This is a genomic window from Janthinobacterium sp. BCJ23 (assembly GCF_059617945.1).
This window is the reverse complement of record NZ_JCAQAW010000005.1, coordinates 61823-87069: the sequence shown is the minus strand read 5'-3', so window position 1 is coordinate 87069 and position 25247 is coordinate 61823. Positions and strand designations below refer to the sequence as shown.

General features: G+C 61.8%; 31 protein-coding genes and 1 tRNA gene. 19 read left to right on the top strand and 13 right to left on the bottom strand.

All coding sequences use genetic code 11. The features are described 5' to 3' along the window. Positions 1-156: 156 nt before the first annotated feature. Entirely contained in the window at positions 157-531 is a 375-nt protein-coding gene (locus AC54AG_RS17315; RefSeq protein ID WP_219328501.1) for a hypothetical protein, read from the bottom strand. Between the two features lie 160 nt (positions 532-691). On the opposite strand from AC54AG_RS17315, the gene AC54AG_RS17310 reads away from it, so the two are divergent. Continuing rightward, positions 692-1003, top strand: coding sequence for a hypothetical protein (locus tag AC54AG_RS17310; protein WP_070304507.1), 312 nt, complete (start codon positions 692-694; stop codon positions 1001-1003). A gap of 27 nt (positions 1004-1030) precedes the next feature. Here the strand turns inward: AC54AG_RS17310 and AC54AG_RS17305 are convergent, their stop codons facing one another. Beyond that, positions 1031-1237: a dodecin gene (locus AC54AG_RS17305; RefSeq protein WP_034753599.1), complete on the bottom strand. Its 207-nt coding sequence runs from the start codon at positions 1235-1237 to the stop codon at positions 1031-1033. Between the two features lie 250 nt (positions 1238-1487). Between AC54AG_RS17305 and AC54AG_RS17300 the strand changes: the two genes are divergently transcribed. Next, positions 1488-2096, top strand: a complete 609-nt coding sequence (locus AC54AG_RS17300) for a hypothetical protein (RefSeq protein ID WP_139143477.1) — start codon at positions 1488-1490, stop codon at positions 2094-2096. Positions 2097-2254: 158 nt separating this feature from the next. Here the strand turns inward: AC54AG_RS17300 and AC54AG_RS17295 are convergent. From AC54AG_RS17295 to petA, 6 genes are all read right to left on the bottom strand, one after another. Next, a tRNA-Thr gene (locus AC54AG_RS17295) sits at positions 2255-2330 on the bottom strand. Between the two features lie 26 nt (positions 2331-2356). Next, positions 2357-2869: a ClpXP protease specificity-enhancing factor gene (locus AC54AG_RS17290; RefSeq protein WP_128140997.1), complete on the bottom strand. Its 513-nt coding sequence runs from the start codon at positions 2867-2869 to the stop codon at positions 2357-2359. Positions 2870-2974: 105 nt separating this feature from the next. Next, positions 2975-3586, bottom strand: a complete 612-nt coding sequence (locus tag AC54AG_RS17285) for a glutathione S-transferase N-terminal domain-containing protein (protein ID WP_010394154.1) — start codon at positions 3584-3586, stop codon at positions 2975-2977. Positions 3587-3706: 120 nt separating this feature from the next. Further along, positions 3707-4471, bottom strand: a complete 765-nt coding sequence (locus AC54AG_RS17280) for a cytochrome c1 (protein ID WP_034753006.1) — start codon at positions 4469-4471, stop codon at positions 3707-3709. A 36-nt stretch (positions 4472-4507) separates the two neighbouring features. After that, on the bottom strand, positions 4508-5920 hold the full coding sequence (locus AC54AG_RS17275) for a cytochrome b (protein WP_034753602.1): 1413 nt from the start codon (positions 5918-5920) through the stop codon (positions 4508-4510). Between the two features lie 2 nt (positions 5921-5922). After that, the gene (petA, locus tag AC54AG_RS17270) at positions 5923-6531 is read right to left on the bottom strand and encodes a ubiquinol-cytochrome c reductase iron-sulfur subunit (RefSeq protein ID WP_034753009.1); all 609 of its coding nucleotides are present in this window, start codon (positions 6529-6531) and stop codon (positions 5923-5925) included. Between the two features lie 412 nt (positions 6532-6943). On the opposite strand from petA, the gene mscL reads away from it, so the two are divergent. From mscL to AC54AG_RS17250, 4 genes are read left to right on the top strand one after another with little or no spacing between them, the layout of a single operon-like run. After that, complete coding sequence (gene mscL, locus AC54AG_RS17265) at positions 6944-7393, top strand: large conductance mechanosensitive channel protein MscL (protein ID WP_496631059.1); 450 nt, start codon at positions 6944-6946, stop codon at positions 7391-7393. A gap of 41 nt (positions 7394-7434) precedes the next feature. Continuing rightward, positions 7435-8595, top strand: coding sequence for a Do family serine endopeptidase (locus AC54AG_RS17260; protein WP_072455825.1), 1161 nt, complete (start codon positions 7435-7437; stop codon positions 8593-8595). A gap of 21 nt (positions 8596-8616) precedes the next feature. Further along, positions 8617-9309: a DUF2461 domain-containing protein gene (locus AC54AG_RS17255; RefSeq protein ID WP_070304509.1), complete on the top strand. Its 693-nt coding sequence runs from the start codon at positions 8617-8619 to the stop codon at positions 9307-9309. A 15-nt stretch (positions 9310-9324) separates the two neighbouring features. Further along, positions 9325-9669 carry a cupin domain-containing protein gene (locus tag AC54AG_RS17250; protein ID WP_223278961.1) on the top strand — a complete coding sequence of 115 codons (345 nt, stop codon included), beginning with the start codon at positions 9325-9327 and terminating at the stop codon, positions 9667-9669. 8 nt (positions 9670-9677) lie between these two features. Here AC54AG_RS17250 and AC54AG_RS17245 read toward each other — a convergent pair whose 3' ends face one another. The 5 genes from AC54AG_RS17245 to AC54AG_RS17225 all read right to left on the bottom strand — a co-directional run bounded on the left by AC54AG_RS17245 (position 9678) and on the right by AC54AG_RS17225 (position 12646). After that, positions 9678-10718 (bottom strand): NAD(P)H-dependent glycerol-3-phosphate dehydrogenase, encoded by a 1041-nt coding sequence (locus AC54AG_RS17245; RefSeq protein ID WP_496631058.1) that lies wholly within the window; start codon positions 10716-10718, stop codon positions 9678-9680. Between the two features lie 36 nt (positions 10719-10754). Further along, positions 10755-11216 (bottom strand): SH3 domain-containing protein, encoded by a 462-nt coding sequence (locus AC54AG_RS17240; RefSeq protein WP_051991348.1) that lies wholly within the window; start codon positions 11214-11216, stop codon positions 10755-10757. An 84-nt stretch (positions 11217-11300) separates the two neighbouring features. Then, complete coding sequence (secB, locus tag AC54AG_RS17235) at positions 11301-11777, bottom strand: protein-export chaperone SecB (RefSeq protein ID WP_034753023.1); 477 nt, start codon at positions 11775-11777, stop codon at positions 11301-11303. A 160-nt stretch (positions 11778-11937) separates the two neighbouring features. After that, entirely contained in the window at positions 11938-12204 is a 267-nt protein-coding gene (grxC, locus tag AC54AG_RS17230) for a glutaredoxin 3 (protein ID WP_034753025.1), read from the bottom strand. A 25-nt stretch (positions 12205-12229) separates the two neighbouring features. Further along, complete coding sequence (locus AC54AG_RS17225) at positions 12230-12646, bottom strand: rhodanese-like domain-containing protein (protein ID WP_034753027.1); 417 nt, start codon at positions 12644-12646, stop codon at positions 12230-12232. Positions 12647-12752: 106 nt separating this feature from the next. Here AC54AG_RS17225 and gpmA point away from each other — a divergent pair, with 106 nt between their 5' ends. From gpmA to gspD, 13 genes are all read left to right on the top strand, one after another. Continuing rightward, positions 12753-13499: a 2,3-diphosphoglycerate-dependent phosphoglycerate mutase gene (gene gpmA / locus AC54AG_RS17220; protein ID WP_034753030.1), complete on the top strand. Its 747-nt coding sequence runs from the start codon at positions 12753-12755 to the stop codon at positions 13497-13499. Positions 13500-13575: 76 nt separating this feature from the next. Beyond that, positions 13576-15033: a murein hydrolase activator EnvC family protein gene (locus AC54AG_RS17215; RefSeq protein ID WP_496631277.1), complete on the top strand. Its 1458-nt coding sequence runs from the start codon at positions 13576-13578 to the stop codon at positions 15031-15033. Positions 15034-15080: 47 nt separating this feature from the next. Beyond that, positions 15081-16574 carry a S41 family peptidase gene (locus AC54AG_RS17210; protein ID WP_034753035.1) on the top strand — a complete coding sequence of 498 codons (1494 nt, stop codon included), beginning with the start codon at positions 15081-15083 and terminating at the stop codon, positions 16572-16574. A gap of 84 nt (positions 16575-16658) precedes the next feature. Continuing rightward, complete coding sequence (locus AC54AG_RS17205) at positions 16659-17420, top strand: HesA/MoeB/ThiF family protein (protein WP_338680468.1); 762 nt, start codon at positions 16659-16661, stop codon at positions 17418-17420. A 93-nt stretch (positions 17421-17513) separates the two neighbouring features. Further along, a complete protein-coding gene (gene gspG, locus AC54AG_RS17200; RefSeq protein WP_058051125.1) occupies positions 17514-17966 on the top strand; it encodes a type II secretion system major pseudopilin GspG in 453 nt (150 codons plus the stop codon). A 12-nt stretch (positions 17967-17978) separates the two neighbouring features. Then, on the top strand, positions 17979-18473 hold the full coding sequence (locus AC54AG_RS17195; protein WP_496631053.1) for a GspH/FimT family pseudopilin: 495 nt from the start codon (positions 17979-17981) through the stop codon (positions 18471-18473). Further along, the gene (gene gspI / locus AC54AG_RS17190; protein WP_070304515.1) at positions 18470-18853 is read left to right on the top strand and encodes a type II secretion system minor pseudopilin GspI; all 384 of its coding nucleotides are present in this window, start codon (positions 18470-18472) and stop codon (positions 18851-18853) included. Before AC54AG_RS17195 ends, gspI begins: the two co-directional genes overlap by 4 nt. Then, positions 18853-19476 carry a PulJ/GspJ family protein gene (locus AC54AG_RS17185; RefSeq protein ID WP_331778267.1) on the top strand — a complete coding sequence of 208 codons (624 nt, stop codon included), beginning with the start codon at positions 18853-18855 and terminating at the stop codon, positions 19474-19476. Before gspI ends, AC54AG_RS17185 begins: the two co-directional genes overlap by 1 nt. After that, on the top strand, positions 19473-20450 hold the full coding sequence (gene gspK, locus AC54AG_RS17180; protein ID WP_331778268.1) for a type II secretion system minor pseudopilin GspK: 978 nt from the start codon (positions 19473-19475) through the stop codon (positions 20448-20450). Before AC54AG_RS17185 ends, gspK begins: the two co-directional genes overlap by 4 nt. Before the next feature lie 19 nt (positions 20451-20469). After that, positions 20470-21699: a type II secretion system protein GspL gene (gspL, locus tag AC54AG_RS17175; RefSeq protein ID WP_331778269.1), complete on the top strand. Its 1230-nt coding sequence runs from the start codon at positions 20470-20472 to the stop codon at positions 21697-21699. Then, positions 21696-22229: a type II secretion system protein M gene (locus tag AC54AG_RS17170; protein ID WP_072455811.1), complete on the top strand. Its 534-nt coding sequence runs from the start codon at positions 21696-21698 to the stop codon at positions 22227-22229. Before gspL ends, AC54AG_RS17170 begins: the two co-directional genes overlap by 4 nt. After that, positions 22226-23002, top strand: coding sequence for a type II secretion system protein N (locus tag AC54AG_RS17165; protein WP_034753051.1), 777 nt, complete (start codon positions 22226-22228; stop codon positions 23000-23002). Before AC54AG_RS17170 ends, AC54AG_RS17165 begins: the two co-directional genes overlap by 4 nt. Next, the gene (gspD, locus tag AC54AG_RS17160; RefSeq protein WP_496631051.1) at positions 22999-25245 is read left to right on the top strand and encodes a type II secretion system secretin GspD; all 2247 of its coding nucleotides are present in this window, start codon (positions 22999-23001) and stop codon (positions 25243-25245) included. The genes AC54AG_RS17165 and gspD overlap by 4 nt, the downstream gene beginning before the upstream one ends. The last annotated feature ends 2 nt before the right edge of the window (positions 25246-25247 follow it).

Below are 25247 nucleotides of genomic sequence, written 5' to 3'. Positions count from 1 at the left end.
CGGGGGAGAAAGAATCCAGAATGACCTGCCTGGATTCATCTCGTAGACAGTGATAAGCAGCTTGCGTGCCACACAAAAAAAGCATATTGAATCAAGGGCTTGCGCAAAGCGGACTGAGCCGGTGGAAGCAAAGTGTAAGAAAGGCCGACGCCGCTTTCAGGTGCCCCGGTGATAGCCGAGGTGGCCGCCGGAATTGCGCGCGCAGCCGCAACCGATGCGCGCCACCTCCTCGCCTTCCGTCAGTTTCCAGTTGGTAATCGTCGTGTGCTGCCAGTCGATGTCGCTTTTCTTGACAGGCTTTACCGTCAAGGTGCGGGTTTCCGCATTCGTGTACTCCATCAGCTCCTCGTCGTCGGCGATGTCGAAATGGCGGTGGATCAGGGAAATGCCGAAGCGGTCGAGCGCGCCATAACGTTGCAGCACGTCGCGCAGTTCGCGAAAGCAGGCGAGGTCGTCGGGCAGCAGCGGATTGACGGCGGAAATATCGGCGACGGGCTGCCATTGCATGGCGTGGATGTTCAGGCTGTGCATGATAGGCTCCTGTGCCCCGTGATGGTAGGACCAAGCTGCCAGAGGGGCACTGGCAACCTGTCGAAACGTCTATCGTGGCCGCAAAGCCGATGCGGCGTTTGCGCCAGATCAAAGGTGCGGCACATCGCCTCGCGCCGATAATTGCCCGGTAAAATAGGCCATGGCAAACAAAACCCCCACCTTCCCCGGCGCACGCACGGGCCGCGGCCAGGTCCTGGCCGTGCTGCTGTCGAACCGCGATCAGTCCGGCGCCGAACCGCTGCAAGGCCGCGTCTCGCTGGCCGCCATCGTGAAAGCGCTGAAACGCAAATACCATTGGCCCATCGAGACGCACAGCTTTCCCGCCAACACGCAGGACGGCCGCGCCAGCTGGGCGACCGTCTACAGCTTGCCGGAAAAGGTCATCGAGACCGCGCTGGACAGCGGCGGCCGGGAGTGGCTGGAGAGCCGGGGAGTACCTGGGCGGCGCTGAGCGCGCCGCCTGCCTTGCTCGGTCCCTTTATTCCAGCCGGAAGCCAACCTTGAGCGTGACCTGGAAATGCGCCACCTTGCCATCGACAATATGGCCGCGCGACTCCGTCACTTCATACCAGTCCATATGCTTGACCGTCAGCGCCGCCTTGGCAATGGCATCGCGTATCGCCTGATCGCTGCTTTCGGTAGACGTTCCCACCAGTTCGATCAGCTTGTAAGTGTGTGCGGACATGATATTCCCCCAGGTAGGCAAGCCAGACATCGGGAGCCTGCATTGCGCAAGCACATGCTCATCTTGCGCCTAAATGTGCTGATAGTCATTGCGCGGTGCAGCAATGCGAGCGTGAAGTGGGGAAAGGCCAAAGTCATGCTGACAGTATTGCTGTCAATGCAAGTGGTGGCTTGAGTTACTTGACGCAATGATGATCTCTCTGGCAGAAGTCGGTTTACAATCGAACGCAATGCTACTGGGAGAATGTTCAATGAAAATCAAGAGACTGCTTCAGTACATTTTATTTTTGGCAGGTTCACTAAGTTTGGCATGTGCTGACGCTCAAGTGGTGGTGCAAGCAAGTGCAGTTAAATTGCAGCCGTACATTGATAGGGATCAGTCCGGCTTTTTCTCATGCGGCGTACGCGCCATCATCACTGACTCCAGACCGGGATTTGTCGATGCTCATGACTTTACCTTGGCAATCCGTGCCGATATGGCAGGAGGACTAATTAAAGCCGGCAAGTCTAGTACTTCAAATAGTAGTCTCGTTAAGGGAAAACCTAATACGAATGCTGTCCTGCCTGCACCAATCAAGTTCTGGATTGCCAAAGAGGCCGAAGGAAAGGCAATATCTCCACTGCACATCATTGCTGCTGAGACACCTGGATACATTCTTGAGGCTACCGACCTTAGCCTAACAGTCAGCGCAATTTTGGCAATTACAAGTGGCGAACGTATGCAGTTTGCGAATCGCTACAAGAATGAAACTGTCGATACAGTTATCGCATTCGCCGCAACGATGCCAGAGAATGAGCGGCAATCGCTACTGATATGTCTTTCTGATGTTGCTGATCGATTAGGAGAGCTCAGCAATTGACACTGCCTTATTTGTCGAAAGGACGATCCGTACATAAACCGCTGCACACGGATTAGACAAAGCAAGCTATTCAAGGGTTAGATGGAAACGACACCTAAGCCGGAAACAAAAAGGGCTACCAGCCGAAGCGGGTAACCCTTTGATTTCCTACTGAATTCTGGTGCCGACTGCCGGTTTCGAACTGGCCACCTGATGATTACAAATCAACTGCTCTACCAAATGAGCTAAGTCGGCAAAAACTGCGCGTTGCGAATTATACGCTATTTAATGCGTGTCAGGGTCGGGCGGCCGCCTTTTTTTGGTGGCTCGTCGTCGCCTGGTGTGGCGCTGTCGCGTTGTTCGGGGGAGCTGGTCGGCACGGATGACAGGGTCGGGGCGCTGGCGGTGGGGGCGAGCACTGGCGGCGGGACGTCGGCGGAGGCCGGGCTGTCCGTCGGTTGTGCATCGGGGTCGTCGTTGCCCAGCACGGGCTCGAAAGCCATGCCCTGGCCGTTTTCGTTGGCGTAGATGGCCATCACGTTGTCGACCGGCACGTAGATTTCGCGCGAGACGCCGCCAAAGCGGGCGTGGAAGCGGATGGCGTCGTTGTCCATCTTCAGGCCGCTGGTGGCGCCGAAGCTGATGTTGAGCACGATTTCGCCCTTTTTCACGTATTCCATCGGTACCGTGGTGCGCGAATCGACTTTGACCGCGAGATAAGGCGTGTAGCCGCTGTCGGTGCACCACTCGTAGATGGCGCGCAGCATATAAGGTTTGGTTGAGATTTCAGACATGGTAGGCACTGTGAGGCGGGAGCGCCGCCGTCAAACTTGAGGCGGGCGCACCGGTAATTCAAAAGACGCAGATATCCCGGCAGGCGTAGCCTGCCGGGCCTATCTTTAGCGGCGCATGACCTTTTCGGAAGGGGTCAGTGCTTCGATATAGGCTGGACGCGAGAAGATGCGTTCGGCGTATTTCATCAGCGGTGCAGCCGTCTTCGACAGTTCGATGCCGTAGTGGTCCAGGCGCCACAGCAGCGGCGCGACAGCCACGTCGAGCATCGAGAATTCGTCGCCCAGCATGTACTTGTTTTTCAGGAACAGTGGCGCCAGGGTCGTCAGGCGGTCGCGGATTTCCGCGCGTGCCTTGTCGTGGGCCTTGTCGTTGCTCTTGGCGCGTTCGCTTTCCAGCACGTGCACGTGCACGAACAGTTCTTTTTCGAAATTGAACAGCATCAGGCGCGCGCGGGCACGCATCAGCGGATCGGCCGGCATCAGTTGCGGATGCGGGAAGCGCTCATCGATGTACTCGTTGATGATGTTCGATTCATACAGGATCAGTTCGCGCTCGACCAGGATAGGCACCTGGCCATACGGGTTCATGGTCGAAATGTCTTCCGGTTTGTTGAACAGGTCGACGTCGCGCACTTCGAAATCCATGCCTTTTTCAAACAGAACCAGGCGGCAGCGTTGCGAAAATGGGCAGGTTGTACCCGAATAGAGAACCATCATTTTTTATAGTTCCTTAGAAACAAAGGGGGTGAAGCCGCGAACGGCTCACCCCAGGTCGCTTGTCCACTCATGCGGACAACGCAGAAACAGGCATAAACCGGCCTATGGCCGGCGCCTCACTTATTTGACTTCCTTCCAGAACGACGCGTTAAGGCGCCATGCCAGCAGAGCAAAGACCGACAGGAACAGCAGCACCCACACGCCCAGGCGCTTGCGTGTCTGCTGTGCCGGTTCGGCCATCCACTCCATGTAGCCGACCAGGTCGGCTACCGCATTGTCATACTCGATCTTGTTCAACGTACCTGGCTTGACCTGCTCGAAGCCGGTAAATTTGTGGATCTTCTTGCCAGCTTCGTGCGGATCATTCTCTTCCACGAACTTGGCAGTCTGGACACCTTGCAATTCCCATAATACATGCGGCATGGCAACATTCGGCACGACCATGTTGTTCCAGCCGGTCGGACGAGTGTCGTCTTTATAGAACGTACGCAGGTAAGTATACAGGTAGTCGCCGCCTGTGCCAGCGGAAGATGATTTCGCGCGCGAAATTACCGACAAATCGGGTGGTACGACGCCAAAGAAGGCCTTGGCGTCCTGCGCTGCCAGGCTTGTCGTCATCAGGTCGCCCACTTTATCACTGGTAAACAACAAGTTCTGCTTGATCTGGTCTTCCGTCAAGCCCAGGTCGCGCAGGCGGTTGTAGCGCATCGACACGGCAGAGTGGCAATTCAAGCAATAGTTGACGAACAATTTGGCGCCATGCTGCAGCGCTGCCATGTTGGTCTGGCGGTCAGGTGCCTTGTCCAGCGGAAAGCCGCCTTCGCTGGCGAGAGCCATGGCGGGCACGAGTGCCAGGATGGCGAGCAGTTTTTTTGCAATCTTCATATGATGTATGTCCTTTGAGCGTGGCGTGAGAGCGGCTTAGTGCGGGTGGAACGTCACACGCGACGGCACGGTCTTGAACTTGCCCATGGCACTCCACCATGGCATCAGCAGGAAGAAGCTGAAGTAAATCAGGGTGCACACTTGCGACACGATGGTTTTCGCATCCGTTGGCGCCTGGGTCCCGAGGTAGCCGAGGATCAGGAACGACAGGCCGAAGATGGCATAGATGTATTTGTGCCAGGTCGGACGGTAGCGGATCGATTTCACCGGCGAATGATCTAACCATGGCAGGAAGGCCAGGATCACGACGGAGCCGCCGAAGAACACCACGCCCCAGAATTTCGCGTCCAGCACCTGCGGCAGCATGCCGATGATGGCGACGATGGCGATGCCGGCGATGACCGACTTGACGATCGTCGACAGGCGCGACTTGAGCCAGATGAACACCACGTAGGCAGCCACGACACCCATCAGCACGTACATGAAGTCGGCCGTGGTGGCACGCAGCACCGAGTAGAACGGCGTGAAATACCAGGTTGGCGCGATGTGCAGCGGGGTCTTCAGCGAGTCGCCTGGCAGGAAGTTGTTGTATTCCAGGAAGTAACCGCCCATTTCCGGCGCGAAAAAGACGACGGCGCTGAAAATGACGAGGAAGATCGATACGCCGAACAGATCATGCACGGTGTAGTAAGGATGCGAAGGAATCGAATCGACCGGGTGGCCATCGGCGCCCAGGTTTTCTTTCACTTCGATGCCGTCCGGATTGCTTGAGCCCACTTCATGCAGGGCGATCAAGTGCGCTGCAACCAGGCCCAGCAGTACCAGCGGGATGGCGATCACGTGGAAGGCGAAGAAGCGGTTCAGGGTCGCGTCGGAAACAACATAGTCGCCGCGGATCCACAACGACAGGTCAGGGCCGATCAGCGGGATGGCGCCAAACAGGTTGACGATCACTTGGGCGCCCCAGTACGACATCTGGCCCCATGGCAACAGGTAGCCGAAGAACGCTTCGGCCATCAGGCACAGGAAGATGGCGAAACCGAACAGCCAGATCAGTTCACGTGGCTTGCGGTACGAGCCGTACAGCAGGCCGCGCGTCATGTGCAGGTAGACGATGATGAAGAAGGCCGAGGCGCCCGTCGAGTGCATGTAGCGCACCAGCCAGCCCCATGGTACTTCGCGCATGATGTACTCGACGGAATTGAAGGCCAGGGCCGCATCCGGTTTGTAGTGCATGGTCAGGAAGATGCCGGTGACGATCTGCAAGACCAGCACCAGCATGGCCAGCGAGCCGAAGATGTACCAGAAATTGAAGTTTTTCGGGGCGTAGTACTTGCCCCATTGGTCGTTCCACAGCTTGGTCAGGGGAAAGCGGTCATCGACCCAGCCCAGCGCTTTTTCGGCGACGGGAGCGTCTGCCGGGAATTTCGTCTCTTTGAAAGCAGCCATGATCAAGCCTCGCCTTTCTCGTCTTTACCTATCAGCAATTTGGTGTCGCTCAGATACATATGACGCGGCACTTGCAGGTTGTCCGGCGCCGGCTTGTTCTTGAACACGCGGCCAGCCATGTCGAAGGTGGAGCCGTGGCAAGGGCACAGGAAGCCGCCTTCCCAGTCATCGGGCAGCGACGGTTGCGGGCCGGGGGCAAATTTCGAGGAAGGGGAGCAGCCCAGGTGGGTGCAGATGCCGACGGCGACGAGAATTTCAGGCTTGATCGAGCGTGCCTCGTTCATGCAGTATTCAGGCGTGAATTCGGCGGGATTGCGTTGGGAATTGGCATCAGCGACTTTGCCGTCGGTCTTTTTCAGGGACGCGATCATTTCCGGTGTGCGCTTCAGGATCCAGACCGGCTTGCCGCGCCATTCGACGGTGCGCATTTCGCCGGGTTGCAAGGTGGTGATGTCTACTTCGACCGGCGCGCCAGCCGCTTTCGCGCGCTCCGACGGCTGGAAGGTGCTTACCAAGGCTCCCGCGGTTGCCAATCCAACTACACTGCCCGCCGCGCACGTGGCGACGAGCAAGCCGCGACGGCCTGAATCGACCTGCTTTTCGTTACTCATGCAAACCCCAATCAGTCAAAATGCGAATCTTTATTATGAGTGGCAGCCGCGAAAAACCCGTCGCCGAAGCTCTATCCCACTGATTGCCGCGATCCGCATCTTTGTACGGTAACGTGGCAACATCCCTGCGGAACTTCGGCCAATGGCGCAGCCCGTGCCAGTTTCTTGTTGATTATCCGGAAGTGAAAAACCCACTTCTGGCAACCGCAAATTATAAGTGAAGCAAACAACGAATAAAACAAAAACGTTGCTTGTACCATAATTTATATACTTTTGCAGGAGGTGGCTAGTTCTTTCGAACTAGATGCGCATGGCTGTGCCGGAATTGGTCCTGCCGGCAACCACAAGTTGGTGTCCCCAGGAATCAATAGTATGATCGGCATGTTTTTATATCTATCCGAAGGAGAAATTCATGGCAATGATGCAAGAATTTAAAGAATTTGCAATGAAGGGTAACGTCGTCGATCTGGCGGTCGGTGTCATTATCGGTGGTGCCTTCGGCAAGATTGTCGATTCGCTGGTGCAAGACGTGATCATGCCACCTATCGGCCGCATTTTCGGCGGCCTCGATTTCGCCAATTACTACCTGCCCCTGAATGGCCAAGCCACCACCCTGACCCTGGTGGAAGCGAAAAAGGCGGGCGCTGTGCTGGCCTACGGTAACTTCCTGACCATTCTGCTCAATTTCGTCATTCTCGCCTTCATCATCTTCCAGATGGTACGCCTGATGAACAAGGCCCGCCGCAGCGAACCGGTCGCGCCGGCAGCGGCACCGGCCACGCCGGAAGACATCATGCTGCTGCGTGAAATCCGCGACTCGCTGCAGAAGAACGGACAGAATAGCAACGATCTGGCAAAATAAGTCGTTCCGGCACGGGCCGGCTGACCTGGGCAGAGAACTGTATGCGACGATTCTGGTTATTGTTTGCGCAAACCGTGACGATCGCGTTGGCGCTGTACTTTGTGTACGGCGCGCTGCGCCCGGCCAGCCGGGTACAGCAACTGGGCTCTCCCGCGAAACCGGTGCCCGTGGTGGAAACGGCGTCGAGCAGCCTGGCGCCCGGCTCCTACCGCGACGCGGCGGCGCGCGCCATGCCCGCCGTCGTCAACATCCTCACCCTGCAAGTCCCCAAGCGCGGCGCCCATCCGCTGGCGCGCGATCCCTTCTTCAAACGTTTCTTCGGCGACCGCGACCCGGACGACGGGGATGACGACGACTTGAAAAACAGCCTCGGCTCCGGCGTCATCGTCAGCCATGAAGGCTATGTGCTGACCAACAACCACGTGGTCGAAGGCGCCGATGAAATCGAAGTGGTGCTCACCGATGGCCGCAAGGCGCCGGCCAAGGTGGTGGGCCTGGACCCGGAAACGGACCTGGCCGTCATCAAGATCGACCTCGACAAGCTGCCCGTCATCGTGCTGGGCCAGTCGGAGCTGGCGCGTGTGGGCGACGTGGTGCTGGCCATCGGCAACCCGTTCGGCGTGGGCCAGACGGTGACCATGGGCATCATCTCCGCCCTGGGCCGCAACAACCTGCACATCAACAGTTTTGAAAACTTCATCCAGACGGATGCGGCGATCAACTTCGGCAACTCGGGCGGCGCCCTGGTCGATACGCGCGGCAATCTGATCGGCATCAATACGGCGATTTATTCGCAAAGCGGCGGCTCCGTCGGCATCGGCTTCGCCATTCCCGTGTCGACGGCCAAGACGGTGATGGAAGCCATCATCAAGGATGGCCACGTGGTGCGCGGCTGGATCGGCGTGGAAACGCAGGACATTACGCCCGAGCTGGCGCAAAGCTTCAACTTGCAGCGCACCAGCGGCGCCATCATCGCCGGCGTGGTGCGCAACGGCCCGGCCGACAAGGCGGGCATCGTGCCCGGCGACATCCTGCTGACGGTGCAAGGCAAGCCCGTCGGCGACACGACGGAAATGCTCAACCTGATCGCCCAACTGCCGCCCGGCGAAAAAGCTAAAATGACGGTGCTGCGCAAGAATCGCGAAGCGGCACTCGACGTGATGGTGGGCAAACGCCCCATCCCGAAAGAGCTTTCCAAATAGTTGCTGATCGGAATTTGACACATGCATGTGCGTGATTTGACCCAATTTTTACGTGAACTGAGCGACAACAACAACCGTCCCTGGTTTGTGATGAACAAGCCCCGCTACGACATCCTGCGCGAGGAATTCCTGGCGCTGGTCACCAGCCTGATCGGCGAGCTGGGCAAGTTCGACCCTGCCGTGAAATACTGCAATCCGAAGAAGGCCATGTTCCGCATCAACCGCGACGTGCGCTTTGCCCATGATAAAAGCCCGTATAAAACGCGTTTTTCGGCCGCCATCGCGCCGAACGACATGCGCCGCCCCAGCAAGGCGGGTGGCCCCACGTATTATCTGCAGATCGACGGCCAGGGGAACCTGCTGTTTGGCGCCGGCGAGTACATGCCGCCACCAGGCCGCCTGAAGGCGCTGCGCGAGCACATGGTCAACGATGCGCCAGGCTTTTCCAAAGTGCTGAAAAATAAGCGTTTGAAGGCCCGCTTCGGCACCATCCAGAACGAGGGCAAGCTGCAGCGCCCGCCCAAGGGGTTTGACGCGGACGCCGAACATATCGAATTCATCAAGCTGAAGAGCTTTTTCGTCTGGACCGAAGTGCCGCTGCCCGTCAACGCCCCCGAGCAACTGCTGCCGACCCTGGCGGAAGGCTTGAAGGATGCGTGGCCGCTGGTCGAGTGGATGCGTGGCGCGAAAGAGCCGGAGGAAGTCGCCGAATAATTGCTGAAGGAGCACATGATGGCATTGGAGCACGCAAGTTCAGGACAGGTGATCGACGTGCTGCGCAGGGACGGCGACGACCTGTCGCAGTTTTCCGCCATTGCGCTGGCTAAGACGGATGAGCTGGAATTGATCCGCATGTGCATGCCCAAAGGCAAGACCATGCCCGAGCATCATGTGCTCGGTGAAATCACCTTGCTGTGCCTGCAAGGGCAGGTGGCGGTGGAAGCGCATGGCGGCGTGCAAGTGCTGGGACCGGGGCAGATGCTGTATCTGCTTGGCGGCCAGGCGCACGCCCTGGAAGCGCGCGAAGACAGTTTGCTACTGCTGACGATCTTGATGGCCAAGGCGGGGCGCTAGGTTTCGCCTTAGGCCGCCTCGGCGCGCGGATCGCGCGACAGCAACTGCTGCACCATCACGTGCGGCAAATCCCCATCGAACAGTACGCCGGCCACCGCATTGGTGATCGGCATGTCGACGCCCATGCGGCGCGCCAGTTCGCGCACGGCCTTGGCGCAGGGCACGCCTTCGGCCACATGACCGAGTTCAGCCACGATGGTATCCAGCGCCTTGCCTTGCGCCAGGCCCAGGCCGACTCTGCGGTTGCGCGACAGGTCGCCCGTGCAAGTGAGTATCAAATCACCCATGCCGGTCAAGCCCATGAACGTTTCCGTCTGGCCACCGAGGGCCGTGCCCAGGCGCGTGATTTCCGCCAGGCCACGCGTGATCAGCGCGGCGCGCGCATTCAAACCCAGGCCCAGGCCGTCGGCCACGCCCGTGGCAATGGCCAGCACGTTCTTGACGGCGCCACCCACTTCCACGCCCACCAAGTCGTCGCTTGCATACACGCGGATGGTGCCGCCATGCAGGGCCGAGACGACGGCGCCACGCAAGGCCGCGCTGTGCGAAGCGATGGTCAGCGCGCACGGCAAGCCGCGCGCCACTTCCTGCGCGAACGAAGGGCCGGACAGGGCGCCGCCGGGGATGGTGTCACCCAGCACTTCCTGCACGATCTGGTGCGGCAGCATGCCCGTGCCGCCTTCAAACCCTTTGCACAGCCACACGAGGTTGCCGATGGCCTTGTCTTTCAGCTGATGCAGCATGGGCCGCAAGCCCGCCACGGGGCAGGCGGCGATCAAGAGGCCCTGTTCACCGCTGGCATGCGCGACGGCGGCGTCGAAATCGGCGCTGATGCGCAGTTGCGGCGGCAAAGGGAAGCCGGGCAAATAACTGTTTTCGCCGCTGGCGGCCATGGCGGCCATGGCGTCGCCATTGCGGCCCCACAGCAGCACGTCGTGGCGACCGGCCAGCGCCATGGCCACGGCCGTGCCCCAGGCGCCGGCGCCCAGGAGGGTGATCTTGCGGGCGGCGGGAATACTATCGGGAATGACTTCAGGAGAAACTTGCATGCAACCTCAACGGGGCAGGGGGAACGGACGCGGTGCTTACAGGCCCCACACTTCGCTGGTCTTGACGTAGCCGCTCTGGCCATCCTTGTGGCGCACCTTGACCCAGCCGGAGCTCGCTTGCTCGCTCATTTCCAGCAGCACGCCCTTGTCGACGAGGAGGATGGCGGAGGCGGTATCGTCGGGGCTGGCGCGAACCTTGAGGTTCGCGGCGCGCGCCACGACGTTGCGCTTGGCCGACAGGCCCTTGGCTTCCGTCCAGGCCATTTCGCCGCTGGCGTCGCGTACCTTGACCCATTCGCCGTAGCTGAGCACGACTTCCAGCGGCATGCCGCGTGGCGCCACGTAAAGCTTGCCGCCCTTGGAGGATGGCGCGTCGTACAGGATCACGGGGGCTGCGCCCACCGTTTTGAAATCGACGGCGTGACTGGCGGCGGTCGCCAGCAGCAGCACGGCGCCGGCCATCCAGCGGAACTTGCTCAAGAGCGCACTTTTCAACATGATATTTTTGAACCTTAACGAAACACGGCGGCCAGGCCGCCGTGTCAGGCCAGCCTTGACGGCTGGCGGGGTCTTGCCTGAAGCTTAGTGCGTCGTCGCGTCGGCTGCCGGGGCAGCTGCAGCGGCGTCAGCAATAGCTTGCAGACGTTGTTGGTAGAACACTTCGAAGTTGATCTCGGCCAGGTGCACTGGCGGGAAGCCGGCACGGGTGATCACGTCGGCGATGTTGGCGCGCAGGTAAGGGTAGATGATGTTCGGGCAGCCGATTCCCAGCAGCGGATCGAGTTGATCGGCAGGAATGTTGCGTGCTTCGAAGATACCGGCTTGCTTGCCTTCAACCAGGAAAGCGACTTTATCGCCGACTTTGGCGGTGACGGTGATGGTCACGGTGGCTTCGAAGATGCCGTCGGCCAGAGGCGCAGCGCCCACGTCCAGTGCGACTTCGATCGCTGGTGCTTCTTGTTCCAGGAAAATAGCTGGGGAATTTGGTTGTTCCAGCGACATGTCTTTCAGGTAGACGCGTTGGATTTGGAAGACTGGTTGCAGGTTTTCGTCAGACATGGAACGCTTTCGTTGTAAAGGACAAGAACGGCACACCGTTCAAATATGGTGCTTGCGGTATGTAAACCGCGCCGGATAGGCGCGGCCAGATCAGGTGCGAGGGCAATTGTATCAAAACAATACGACAAAAAACCAAGCAATTTCTCGAACCCGCTTTATATCAGGCTGCCGTGCCATTTAACAAGGGGTCCAGCTTGCCAGCTTGATCGAGCGCATACAAATCGTCGAATCCGCCCACGTGGGTGTCGCCCACATAGATTTGCGGCACCGTGCGGCGGCCCGTGCGTTCCATCATCTTGATGCGCTCTTCCGGGTCGAGGTCGACGCGGATCTTTTGCACGGCGACGCCCTTCGATTCCAGCAGGCGCTCGGCGCGCACGCAATACGGGCACACGGCGGTGCTATACACAATTACGGGTACGGTCATGATCATTCCTTCAGTTAAGGCTGGCTTATTTGGCCAGCGACAAGGTTTTCAATGGCAAACCTTGCTTTTTCCATTCGTCGAGGCCGCCTTCCAGACTCGTTGCCTCAGCGAAACCAGCTTTGCCCAGCAGGCCGACGGCGGTTGCCGAACGCGAACCTTTCTGGCAAACCACTACAATGGGGCGCGTTTTGAATTTTTCCAGCTCGCCCAGGCGTTTTGACAGTTCCGGCAGCGGAATATTTTTTGCTTCAGGCAAGTGGCCCGTGGCGAATTCTTCCGCACTGCGCACGTCGACGATGACGCTCTTGCCACGGTTGATCAGTTGCGTGACTTCCAGCACGGTCGCGCGCTTGCCGCGCATCGACAGCAGTGGCCAGAGGAGGGCGCCGCCGGAAATAATGACGATGGCAAACAGAAAAATGTGGTCGATAATGAATTTCACGTAGGGTCCAATGGTTTAAGTCAATCCGCGCATTATAAAATAGAAGCTGGACGAGGTCTTTTTACGTTTTGCTTTTTTGATTTGAACCCCTTGAGAAGATAGAACTATGTACAAAATCGTTTTCATGCGTCACGGCGAGTCCACCTGGAACCTCGATAACCGCTTCACCGGCTGGACCGACGTCGATCTGACGGAAAAGGGCGTCAACGAAGCCAAGGCCGCCGGCCAGATCCTCAAGCAGGAAGGTTTTACGTTCGACGTGGCCTACACTTCCGTCCTGAAGCGCGCCATCCGCACCCTGTGGCTGGCTCTCGACGAGATGGACATGATGTATTTGCCGATCAAGAACGACTGGCGTCTGAACGAGCGCCACTATGGCGCCCTGCAAGGCCTGGACAAGGGCGAGACGGCCGCCAAGTATGGCGACGAGCAAGTCCTCGTGTGGCGCCGCAGCTACGACACGCCGCCGCCGCCGCTGGCGGAAGACGATGACCGCGCTTCGTTCAACGATCCGCGCTACGCCGGCTTGCCGAAAGCATCGATTCCGCTGACCGAATGCCTGAAAGACACCGTGGCGCGCGTGATGCCGGCCTGGGATGAGGAAATCGCCCCGGCCATCCGCGCTGGCAAAAAGATCATCATTTCGGCCCATGGCAACAGCCTGCGCGCGCTGATCAAGATGCTCGACGGCATCAGCGACAGCGATATCGTCGGCCTGAACATCCCGAACGGCCAGCCGCTCGTGTACGAACTGGACGCCGACCTGAAACCGATCCGTCACTACTACCTGGGCGACCCGGCAGCGATCGCGGCAGCGCAAGCAGCCGTGGCGAACCAAGGGAAGGCCAAGTAACTTGTCGTCTTTCTTCCGCGGCACAGCCATCGCCCCCTCTGCTGAACGACCCCTGCCGGCGTGGCGCGCCGGTGCCATGCTGTGCCTGGCGCTGCTGCTTTCCAGCGGCGCCGCGCAGGGCGCCAAGCCCACCGAACGCAGCAAGCAGAAGGCGGCCGCGGAAGCACAACGTGCTGGATTGCAACAAAAGCTGACGGCGCTCAAGCGCGACATCAGCCGCACGGAAAGCGCCAAGGATGACGCGGCCGATACCCTGGCCGAGTCGGAAGAAGCCATTTCCAATGCCAACCGCGCCTTGCGCGACCTGGCGCAGGAGCAAAGCGAGACGGGCGTGAAACTCAATGCGCTGGGGCAAGAGCACCAGCAATTGACGGCCACCGTCGAGAAACAAAAGACGCAGCTGTCAAAGTTGCTGCGTGAGCAATATGTCGCCGGCAACGAAGACCGCATCAAGTTGCTCTTGTCGGGCGACAACCCCAACCGCATCAACCGCGACTTGCAATTGATGGCGTATGTCTCGCAGGCGCAGGCGCGCCTGCTGGAAGCCTTGCGCGCCAACTTGCTGGCCGTGGAGAAAAACCAGGCGGACGTGCAGAACGCCAAGGATGAACTGGAAGAAATCGCGCAGGAAGAGCGCGACCAGAAGGCCCTGCTGGTGCAGGAGAAGGCGCGCCGCGCCGCCTTGCTGACGACCCTGTCGCAGCGCCTGATGGCGCAGCGCAAGGAAGTGGGCAATGTCGAGCGCGACGAACAGCGCATGGGCAACCTGGTCGACAAGCTGGCCAAACTGATCGAAGAGCAGGCCGCGGCCGCCGCGGCTGAAAAGAAACGCCAGCAATTGCTGGCCGAGCAACGCGCCGCCGCCAAAGCGGCCGCCGACGCGAAGATCGCGGCGGAAAAACGCGAACGCCTGCTGGCCGCGCGCGCCAAGGCGGCCCAGGCGCAGGCCGAACGCGAACGCATTGCCAAAGAGCAACAAAACAAATCGGGCAAGATCAAGCCGCAGACGCCGCCTCCGCCACCCGTGAAACTGGAACCGATCGACGACGACGAGCCGCCGCAAGTGGCCAAGGTGACACCGGAACCGAAGCCGGAACCGGAGCCGGAACGCCCGAGCCTGGGCCCGGCTGCGCCGGCCGGTGCCTTTGCCAGCCTGAAAGGGCAGCTGCGCGCGCCTGTGGCGGGCAAGATCGCGGCCCGCTTCGGCAGCAAGCGTGGTGACGGTCCCAGCTGGAAGGGCGTGTTCATCCGTACGGGCGAAGGCAGCGAAGTCCACGCCATCGCCGGTGGCCGGGTCGTGTTTTCCGACTGGCTGCGCGGTTTCGGCAATTTGATCATCGTCGACCATGGCGGCCAGTACATGAGTATTTATGGCAATAACCAATCCTTGCTGAAACGGGTGGGCGACGCCGTCAAGGGTGGCGATGCCATTGCCAGCGCGGGCAACAGCGGCGGCAACGAGGAATCAGGGCTATACTTTGAATTGCGTCATCAGGGCCGCGCCTTCGATCCCGCCACCTGGGTGAAGTTTTAAGTTCCCACCATTGCTGCGGCAGCGAATTTGTAGATTGCGAAGAATACATGGGTATCAAAGTCAAAAGTATCGGCCTGATCGGTCTGGGCGTACTGGCCGGCATCGGCATGTCGCTGCAGTTCCCGGCCGTGGCGCAGAAGATCACGAATGCCCCGCTGCCGCTCGACGAGCTGCGCCAGTTGTCCGACGTCTTCGGCCTGATCAAGTCCGATTACGTCGAGAAGGTGGAAGACAAGAAACTCTTGACGGAAGCCATTTCCGGCATGGTCTCGTCGCTGGACCCGCACTCCGTCTATCTCGATAAAAATGCCTTCAAGGAAATGCGCGAAAGCGTGCAGGGCAAGTTTGTCGGCATCGGCATCGAAGTGAGCATGGAAGACGGCTACGTGAAAGTCGTCTCGCCCATCGAGGACAGCCCCGCCGCCAAGGCAGGCATCCAGGCGGGCGACCTGATCACCCGTCTCGACAACATTCCGCTGAAAGGCTTGCAGCTGGAAGAAGTCATCAAGAAGATGCGCGGCCAGCCCGGCAGCAAGCTGGTGCTGACGATGTCGCGCAAGGGCGAAAGCAAGCCGCTGGTCTTCCCCATCGTGCGCGAGGAAATCCGCGTGCAAAGCGTGAAGGCCAAGATGGTCGCGCCCGGCTATGCCTGGCTGCGCATCGCCCAGTTCCAGGAACCGACCGTCGACGACATGGTCAAAAAGATCAACGCGCTGTATGCACAAGACCCCAAGCTCAAGGGCCTGGTGCTGGACTTGCGCAACGATCCAGGCGGTGTCGTGCCGGGCGCCATTGGCGTGGCCACGGCATTTTTGCCCGGCAACTCTGTGATCGTCTCGACCAAGGGCCAGTTGCCCGAGTCGAAACAGGTGTTTTACGGCCGCCGCGAATTCTATGCGCCGCCCGGCGCCAAGGCCGATCCGCTGGCCAAGCTGCCGGCCGCGCTGAAAACCGTGCCGCTGGTGGTGCTGGTCAATGCCGGTTCCGCGTCCGCCTCGGAAATCGTCGCCGGCGCCCTGCAGGATTACCAGCGCGCCACTGTTATCGGCACGCAGACGTTCGGCAAGGGTTCCGTGCAAACCTTGCGCCAGATCACGGCCGACACGGCCGTCAAGCTGACGACGGCCCGCTACTACACGCCGAAAGGCCGGGCCATCCAGGCGCGCGGCATCGTGCCTGACTTGCTGGTCGATGAAACGGCCGAAGGCGACGGCTGGAACAGCCTGCGCGTGCGCGAGGCGGACCTGGAAAAACACTTGAGCAGCAACGATGGCAAGCCGGAAGCGGCCAAGCCGACGATGGAAGGCATGCAGGATCAATTGGAAGAAGAGCAGCGCCTGATCGCCACGGCGAAAAAGCGCAAGCCGCTCGAATACGGCGCCAAGGACGATTTCCAGCTGCAACAAGCCTTGAACCACTTCCAGGGCTTGCCGGTGCAGCTGGCCAAGGTGGACGCCAAGGTTGAAAAGATCGGCGCCAAGCCGGAAATCGCTTCCGACATCAAGGCCGATGACAAGAAGATTCCTGTGCGGAAGCCTTGATGCTTAACCCAATGCAAGTGCCGGGGGCGGACCCTGAGGGTCCGACCCCAGGGTGTGATCTGGGTTTGCAGTAGACGTAAAACCATGAACGACAATCAACTGCTGCGCTACTCGCGCCACATCCTGCTTGATCAGATCGGCATCGAAGGCCAGCAAGCCTTGCTCGATGCGCATGTGCTGGTGATCGGCGCGGGCGGGCTCGGCTCGCCTGCGGCCATGTATCTGGCCGCCAGCGGCGTCGGCAAGCTGACCCTGGTCGATGACGACACGGTCGACCTGACCAATCTGCAGCGCCAGATCGCCCACACGACGGCCCGCGTGGGCCAGCCGAAAGTGCTGTCGGCGCGTGAAACCCTGACCGGCATCAATCCCGAGATTGACATCATCGCCTTGCAGGAGCGACTCGACGGCGCGCGCCTGGCCGAACTGGTCTTGTCATCCACGGTGGTGCTCGACTGCACCGACAACTTCGCCACGCGCCACGCCGTCAACCGCGCCTGCGTGGCGGCCAGGGTGCCGCTGGTGTCGGGCGCCGTGATCCGTTTCGACGGGCAAGTGAGCGTGTTCGACCCGCGCACGGGCACCCAGCCTTGCTATTCCTGCCTGTTTCCGCAGGAGCAGCAGTTCACGGACGAGGCGTGCTCGACCATGGGCGTGTTCGCGCCGCTGGTCGGCGTGGTGGGCGCCATGCAGGCTGCCGAGGCGCTGAAACTGATCATGGGTGCGGGCGAATCGCTGGCCGGACGGCTGCTGCTGCTCGACGGTTTGCACATGGAATGGAGCAGCATGCGCGTCGCGCGCGACCCCGGCTGCGCCGTTTGCGGCAAAGTGGTCTTGCCGGCCTGACAGCCCCCGCAGAAATTTTTCCCTATATGACAGGCTTTGTCATATTTCCGCTTTATACTCTGCTCTCATTACTCACCTTCTTCTCTCTTTCTTATGCAAAACGCAGCAAACCATCCGATACGCCAGCGCCGCGCGCGCGGCTTCACTTTGATCGAAATCATGGTCGTGGTGGTGATCATGGGCATCCTCGCGTCGCTGGTGGTGCCCAAGCTGATCGCCCGCACGGGCGAGTCGAAAGTGGCGGCGGCGAAAGTCGACATCGCCACCGTGATGCAAGCGTTGAAACTGTATCGCCTCGATAACCAGCGCTACCCGACCACCGAGCAGGGCTTGCAGGCGCTGATCGAAAAACCGACCACGGGACCGGCCGCGAACGGCTGGAAAGCGGGCGGCTACCTGGAAAAGATGCCGAAGGATCCATGGGGCAACCCGTACCAGTTCCTGTCGCCAGGCGTGAAAGGCGAAGTCGATCTGATCTCGCTGGGCGCCGACGGCCAGCCCGGCGGTAGCGGCGACGACGCCGATATCGGTTCCTGGGAACTGTAAGTTTTCCATTGCATGCCTGCCATGACCACCGGCCGCGCACTGCCCCGGCCACGCGCCAGCGGCTTCACGCTGATCGAGCTGCTGGTGGTGATGGTCATCATCGGCGTCACCCTGGGCCTGGTCTCGCTGAACGCCATGCCGAATGGCCAGCAGGCGCTGCAAAAGGAAGCCGAGCGCATCGCCCTGCTGCTGCAGCTGGCGCGCGATGAAGCCATCGTGCGCAGCCGGCAGGTGGCGTTCGAAGCGGACGAAAATCAATACCGTTTCCTGGTCCTCAATGAAAAGCTGTGGCAACCGGTGACGCAGGACGACTTGCTGCGCGAGCGTGTGTTTGCCAACACGCCCATGCTGCTCAGCGTGCAGCCATCGAACAGCGTGGCCCAGCCGCTGCGCATCATCTTCGGCCGCGAACCGGTCGACAAGCCTTTCGTGCTGACCCTGGCCAGCGGCGAGCGCAGCGTGGCCATCCGCGCCGACGGCATCGGCCACTTCACGGTCGAGCAATGATGCGGTTCCCATTCCGTCGCCGCCAGCGCGGTTTCACTTTGCTGGAAGTCCTGGTCGCCCTCGTCATCGTCGGCACGGCCCTGGGCGCCTCCTTGCGCGCCGTCGGCAGCCTGACGCAGAACAGCGATGGCTTGCGCAGCGCCATGATGGCTACCTGGTCGGCGGAAAACCATCTGGTGCGCCTGCGCCTGGCGAAGACCTTCCCGCAGACGGGCAAGCGCACGGTCGACTGTCCACAGGGCGATCTGAAACTGATCTGTGAAGAGGAAGTGGTGGCCACGCCGAATCCCCGCATCCGGCAAGTGCGCGTCAACGTGTACGACGTGCAATATCCGGCCCGGCGCATCGTGCGCCTGGTGTTGTTGGCGTTCAACGACTGATGGCGCGCCGCACTGTCCCTGCCGGCGGTTTTACCCTGATCGAGCTGCTCGTGGCGATCGGCATCCTGGCCATGGTCGCCGTGCTGGGCTGGCGCGGGCTGGACAGCATCATGCGTTCGCGCGAAGTGCTGACCAGCCAACTCGAGCAGGCACGCGGCATGCAGCTGGCGTTTGCCCAGATGCAGAGCGATTGCGACCACCTGGCCGGCGCCGGCCAGAATGCCAGCCTGCTCAATGGCCGTACCAATCTGACAGCCGAGACCGACCGCCTGACCCTGGTGCGCCTGGCCGCGTCGGAACAGGAGCCGCAGCAGTTGCAAGTGGTCACTTACCGCCTGCGCGGCGGCGTGCTGACGCGGCGCGAGTCGAACGGCACGCGCGATCTGGCCGTGCTCGACACCCTGTGGCAGGCGGCGCGCGACGATACCGATACCTCGAGCGCCGACGTGGCCCTGATGCGCGGCGTCGATAGCATGGTCATGCGCGGCTGGAGCAATGGCGCCTGGAACGTGCTGACGGCGGGCGCCGCCATTTCCACGCAAGTGCCGGGCCTGGAAGTGACCTTGCAGATGCCGGGCCAGGAGGCGGGCCTGTCCAAAGTCTTTTTATTGGGGCCGGGATGAGGACTTTTACACGTCCCTCGCGCCAGCGCGGCGTGGCCGTCATCACGGCCTTGCTGCTGACGGCGCTGGCGATTACCGTCGTTGCCAGCCTGTTCTGGCAGCAGCAGGTGCAGGTGCGTTCGATGGAAAACCAGCGTTTGCGCCTGCAGACGCAGTGGGCCATGCGCGGCATGGTCGACTTTGCCCGTTTCTGGCTGCGCCAGGATAATGTCACGCTGACGGCGCTTGACGGCGTCTGGGCCACGCCCATCGAGGAAGCGCGGCTTGACGATTATGTGGACCGCGAAAAGGTCGATACGGAAAAATTCGACGCCACCGTCTCGGGCCGCGCGCTCGATGCGCAGGCGCGTTTCAATATCACCAACCTGGCCGCCGCCACGGGGATTGTCAGCCAGCCCAACGTGCAGGCCTACCAGCGGCTGCTGTCCAACTTGCAGCTCGATAGTTCCCTGGCGCAGGCGACGGCCGATGCCGTGCTGCGCGCACGGCCGAAACCGCGCACTGCCGACAGCGGCGCCGACGGCAAGACGCCCTCCGCCACGCCCGCATCGGGCGGCAGCAGCGAACCGGTGGCGTTCACGCAGGTCGAGGATTTGCTGGCCGTGCCCGGCTATACGCCGCAGATGATCGAGAAACTGCGCGACTTCATCATCGTGCTGCCGAAACCGACCGCGGTGAACGTGAATACGGCCCTGGCCGAGGTGCTGTCGGCCGTCACCGACATGTCCGTGTCCGAGGCCAGCGCCCTGACCTTGAGCAACCCGCGTAAAAAGTTTGTCGATAGATCAAATTTCCAGAATAATATCAACGGCAAGAAACCGATCGACGGCGTGGAGATCGATGTGAAAAGTCAGTACTTCCTCACCGTGATCCGCGTGCGCCTGGACCGCGCCGCCCTTGATGCGCAGGCACTGGTGTGGCGCGAGCCGAATCCGCAGCGCACCACCAGCCTGGTCTGGTTGCGGGAAAATTAACAGCTGAAAGCGAGTCACTTTGACAATATTGTATATCCGTCACCCGGCCAAGGCGTCCACCGACAGCGCGCCTGCCTGCTCCTTCGTGCTGGCCGGCGACGGCGGCGCCCTGCTGCAGCAGGGCAGCGCGCCGCTGGGCAGCCTGGGCCAGCTGATCGCCGGTGCGCAGCGGGTGCTGCTGCTGCTGGCGGCGGCCGACGTGACCTTGCTGCGCCTGAAAACCCCGCCGCTGGCCGGCGCCCGCCTGCGCGCGGCCCTGCCGGGCCTGGTGGAAGAACACATCCTTGGCGACGCCCAGGATTGCCTGCTGGCTGCCGGCGCACCTGATGCGTCCGGCATGCGCACGGTGGCCGTGGCGCAGCGCGCCTGGGCCGAGGTCCTCGTGAAAGCCTTGCTGGCGCAGGGCGCGCGCAAGGTGGCGCTGCTGCCATCGCAGCTGTGCCTGCCCTTGCAGCCGGGCAGCGTGACGGCCGCCCTGCAGGCCAGCGGCGATGGCCTGGAACTGGCCTTGCGCCAGGCGCCGCAAGAGGGCCTGGGCCTCGTATTGCCGGCCCAGCCGCAGCAGGCACTGCTGACGACGCGCGCGTTTGCCGGCGACGTGCCGCTGACGGTCTATGTGGCGCAGGCCGAGCTGGCGCAGTATCAACAGCTGGCCGCCGGCATGGATGGCGTGACGGTGGAGCTGGATCACTGGGCGCACTGGATCGCCGGCGCCAAAAATGCGGGGCTGGACCTGGCGAGTTCCCTGGGCACGGCGACGGGATCGGCCACCGAATGGCGCCGCTGGCGCTGGCCGCTGCGCCTGGCGCTGCTGGCCGTGGTCGTCAACCTGGCCGGCATGAATATCGAATGGATGCGCTTGAAGCGCGAAGCCGCCACCGTGCGCACCTCGATGCAGCAAACCTTCAAGGCCGCGTATCCGAACGAAGTGCCCGTGTATGGGCTGGAAGCGGAACAGATGCGGCGCAATATCGCCGCCGCCCGCCTGCAAAGCGGGCAAGCCAGCATGGATGATTTCACGAGCATGAGCGCGGCCCTGGGCGAGGCGTTGGGTGGCCTGGCCGGGCGCGGCGTGGTGGCGTCGCTGGAATACCGCGAGCGCAGCCTGATCGTCAAGCTGAAACCGGACATGGTCGACGCCAGCGCCCAGGCGCAGGTGCGCGATGGCCTGGCCGCGCGCAAGCTGGCCTTGAATGAAACGGCGCCGGGCGTGTGGAAGATCACGCCGGCCACGGGAGCAAAAGCATGAGTGCAGCATTGAACAAGGTCCGCGCCGCGCTGACTGGCCAGGAACAGAACCTGCAGGCGTTCTGGACGGAGCGTACGCAGCAGGAGCGCAAGCTGCTGGCCATCGGCGGCGTGGTGGCGGGGCTGGCCCTCGTCTACGCCGTATTCTTCGAGCCTGCCTGGACGGGCCGCATCGCCTTGCAAAAGAGTTTGCCCGAGCTGCGCCAGAACGCGGCCCAATTGCAGGCGCTGGCCCGTGAAGCGGGCGAACTGGCGCGCCAGGCGCCCGTGCAGGTCGCGCCCATGGCCCGTGAAAGCCTCGATGCGTCGCTGAAAGCGCGCGGCCTGGCGCCGCAATCGCTGTCGCTGACGGGAGAGTACGCGCGCGTGCAATTGACCGGTGTGCCGTTCGCCAGCGTCATGCTGTGGCTCGATGGCTTGCGCCGCGAAGGCCGCGTGGCCGTGCAGGAAGCGAAGATCACGGCGCAGACCAAGGCGGGGCTGGTCGACGCCAGCCTGACCCTGCACCAGAGCCCGGGCGCGGCACGATGATGCGCCTGCTTGGCTGGCTGCTGGCCATCATCGTCAGCGTCTGCGTCACCCTGCTGGTGTTTTTCCCGGCCAGCTGGGTCGCTGGCATCGTGGAAAAGCAGACGGGCGGACGTTTGACCTTGGGCGACGCGCAAGGTACCCTGTGGCGCGGCTCGGCCTTTATCGGCGGGGCGGCCAGCGCGAATGGCGCCGTGACGCCGCTGCTGCCGGGGCGCTTCAGCTGGCGCATTTCGCCCTCGGTGCTGTGGGGATCGGCGGACGTGGAACTGCAGAACCCGCAGGCGCTGTCGCAGCCGGTGAACCTGCGCGGCTCGTGGTCGCACTGGCAAGTGAGCCCGGCGGCCCTGCTGCTGCCCGCCGATGGCCTCGGCGGCCTCGGTGCGCCGTTGAATACCGTGGCGCCGACGGGCAGCATGCGCCTGTCGTGGAGTACCTTGCAGCTGGCCCTGGAGCAGCGGCAGTTTTCCGCCGTCGGCCGCACCACCTTGCAGATGACGGACATGGCGTCGCGGCTGTCGTCCTTGCGTCCGCTGGGCAGCTACGAGCTCGATTTCGATTGGCAGGGGCAGCAGGCGACGTTGACACTGCGCTCCATCAAGGGACCGCTGCTGCTTGACGGCAGCGGCAGCCTGCAACAGGGGCGCATGCAGTTTTCCGGCCAGGCCCAGGCCGCAGCAGGATATGAAGAGACCTTGGCGAGTTTGTTGAATTTGCTGGGACAGCGCCGTAGCAATAGCGAAAAAAACATCATCGCCTTAGAGTTCAGACAATGAAAAAACCATCCGTGAGCCCCATTACCTCCTCCTTCTCGCTGCGCCGCCTGTCGGCCGCCGCCTTGCTGTGCTGTTCCGTGGCCGGCATGCCGGCGCCCGTCTGGGCCGCGCCCGGCGATGAAGCGGCGCTCAATTTCGTCGGCGCCGACATCGAATCGGTGATCAAGGCGGTGGGCCATTACACCAACATCAATTTCGTCATCGACCCGCGCGTCAAGGGTACGATCACCCTGGTGTCGGAAAAATCGATCAGCAAGACCCAGGCGTTCGGGCTGCTGGCCTCCGCGCTGCGCCTGCAAGGCTATGCCGTGGTCTCCGGCGACGGCTATGCGAAAGTGGTGCCGGAAGCGGACGCCAAGCTGCAATCCGTGCCGACCCAGGTGGGCAATGGCGCCAGCCAGGTGAAGGGCGACCAGATCGCCACCCAGGTGTTTTACCTGAACTACGAATCGTCGGCCAACCTGCTGGCCGTGCTGCGCCCCTTGATCTCGCCGAACAACACGATCAACGCCAACCCGGGCAACAACTCGCTGGTGATCACCGATTACGCGGATAACCTCAAGCGCCTGGCGAAGATCATCGCCGCGCTTGACGTGCCAGCGTCGACGGACCTGGACGTGATCCCAGTGCGCTATGCGATCGCGTCCGACCTGGCCTCGATGGTGAACAAGTTGATGGAAGGCGGCAATGCGGGCGGCGCGGCCGGGGCCGACGCGGGCAAGGTGTCCGTGCTGGCCGACCCGCGCACCAATTCGCTGGTGCTGCGCGCGCCATCGGCCGCGCGCGCCAACCTGGCCAAGTCGCTGATCTCGAAGCTGGACCAGCCCACCACGCAGCTGGGCAATGTGCATGTGGTGTACCTGAAAAACGCGGACGCCACCAAGCTGGCGCAGACCCTGCGCTCGGTGGTGACATCGGACGGCACGGCCGCGTCGGCGCAGCAGGGCAATACCAGCAACGCCGCCACGAATAATCAGATCAGCCAGAACAACAGCGGCATGAACAGCACTGGCCTGGGCGGCAATACGCAAAGCGGCACCACGGGCGGCGCATCGCTGAACAACGGGCCGCAGCAGCTGTCGTCGGGCGGCGCGGCCGGTTTCATCCAGGCCGACGCATCGACGAACACCCTGATTCTGACCTGCAACGAAGCCGTCTACCGCAACCTGCGCGCCGTGATCGACCAGCTCGACGTGCGCCGCGCCCAGGTCTACATCGAGGCGCTGATCGTCGAAGTGACGTCGTCCAAGGCCTCCGAATTCGGCGTGCAGTGGCTGGGCCTGTCCGGCGACAGCGGCAGCAATTACCGCGTGGGCGCGCTGCAATCGTTCGCTTCGGGCACCAGCAACAACATCGCCGCCATCGCCACGGGCGGCGGCAAAGTCTTGCCGACGGGCGGCCTGACGGTCGGCATCTTCAAGCAGATCAACGGCGCGCTGGGCCTGGGCGCCGTGGCGCATGCGCTGGAATCGGACGGCAACGCGAATATCCTGTCGACGCCGAACCTGATCACGCTGGACAATGAACTGGCGACCATCAAGGTGGGCCAAAACGTACCTATCCTGACGGGCCAGTACACGAGCACGGCCGGCACCAACACGAATCCGTTCCAGACCATCGACCGCAAGGAAGTGGGCCTGACCCTGAAGGTGCGTCCGCAGATTTCCGAGGGCGGCACGATCAAGCTGGGCATCTATCACGAGACGTCGAGCGTGGACAAATCCACGGCGGCCGCCGTCAGCGGCATCACCATCAACAACCGCGTGATCGAAAACAATGTGCTGGCCGACGATGGCCAGATCATCGTGCTCGGGGGCCTGATCGAGGACAGCACGGGCGACAACGCGGAAAAAGTACGCGGCCTGGGCGACATCCCCCTGATCGGCAACCTGTTCAAGTACCAGACGCGCGAGCGCAAGAAAACCAATCTGATGATCTTCCTGCGCCCCGTCATCGTGCGCAACAAGGAGCAGAGCGGCAGCCTGGCGGCCGACCGCTATGACTACATGCGTTCGGCCGAGACGGCCGCCGTGCCGGCCACGGGCAACCTGATGCTGAAAGACCTGGGCACGCCGGTACTGCCTGCCTTGCAGGATGGCCAGCCCGTGGGCGGCAGCATGGTGACGCGTCCCGTGCCGCCGGCACCGACGCCGCCGCCAGGCGCGCCGGCCAACGCGGCCACGCCGCCGCAGCCGCTGCTGCAGCAATACCAGCAGCAGCAATTGCCACAGCAGCAGAAGTGATG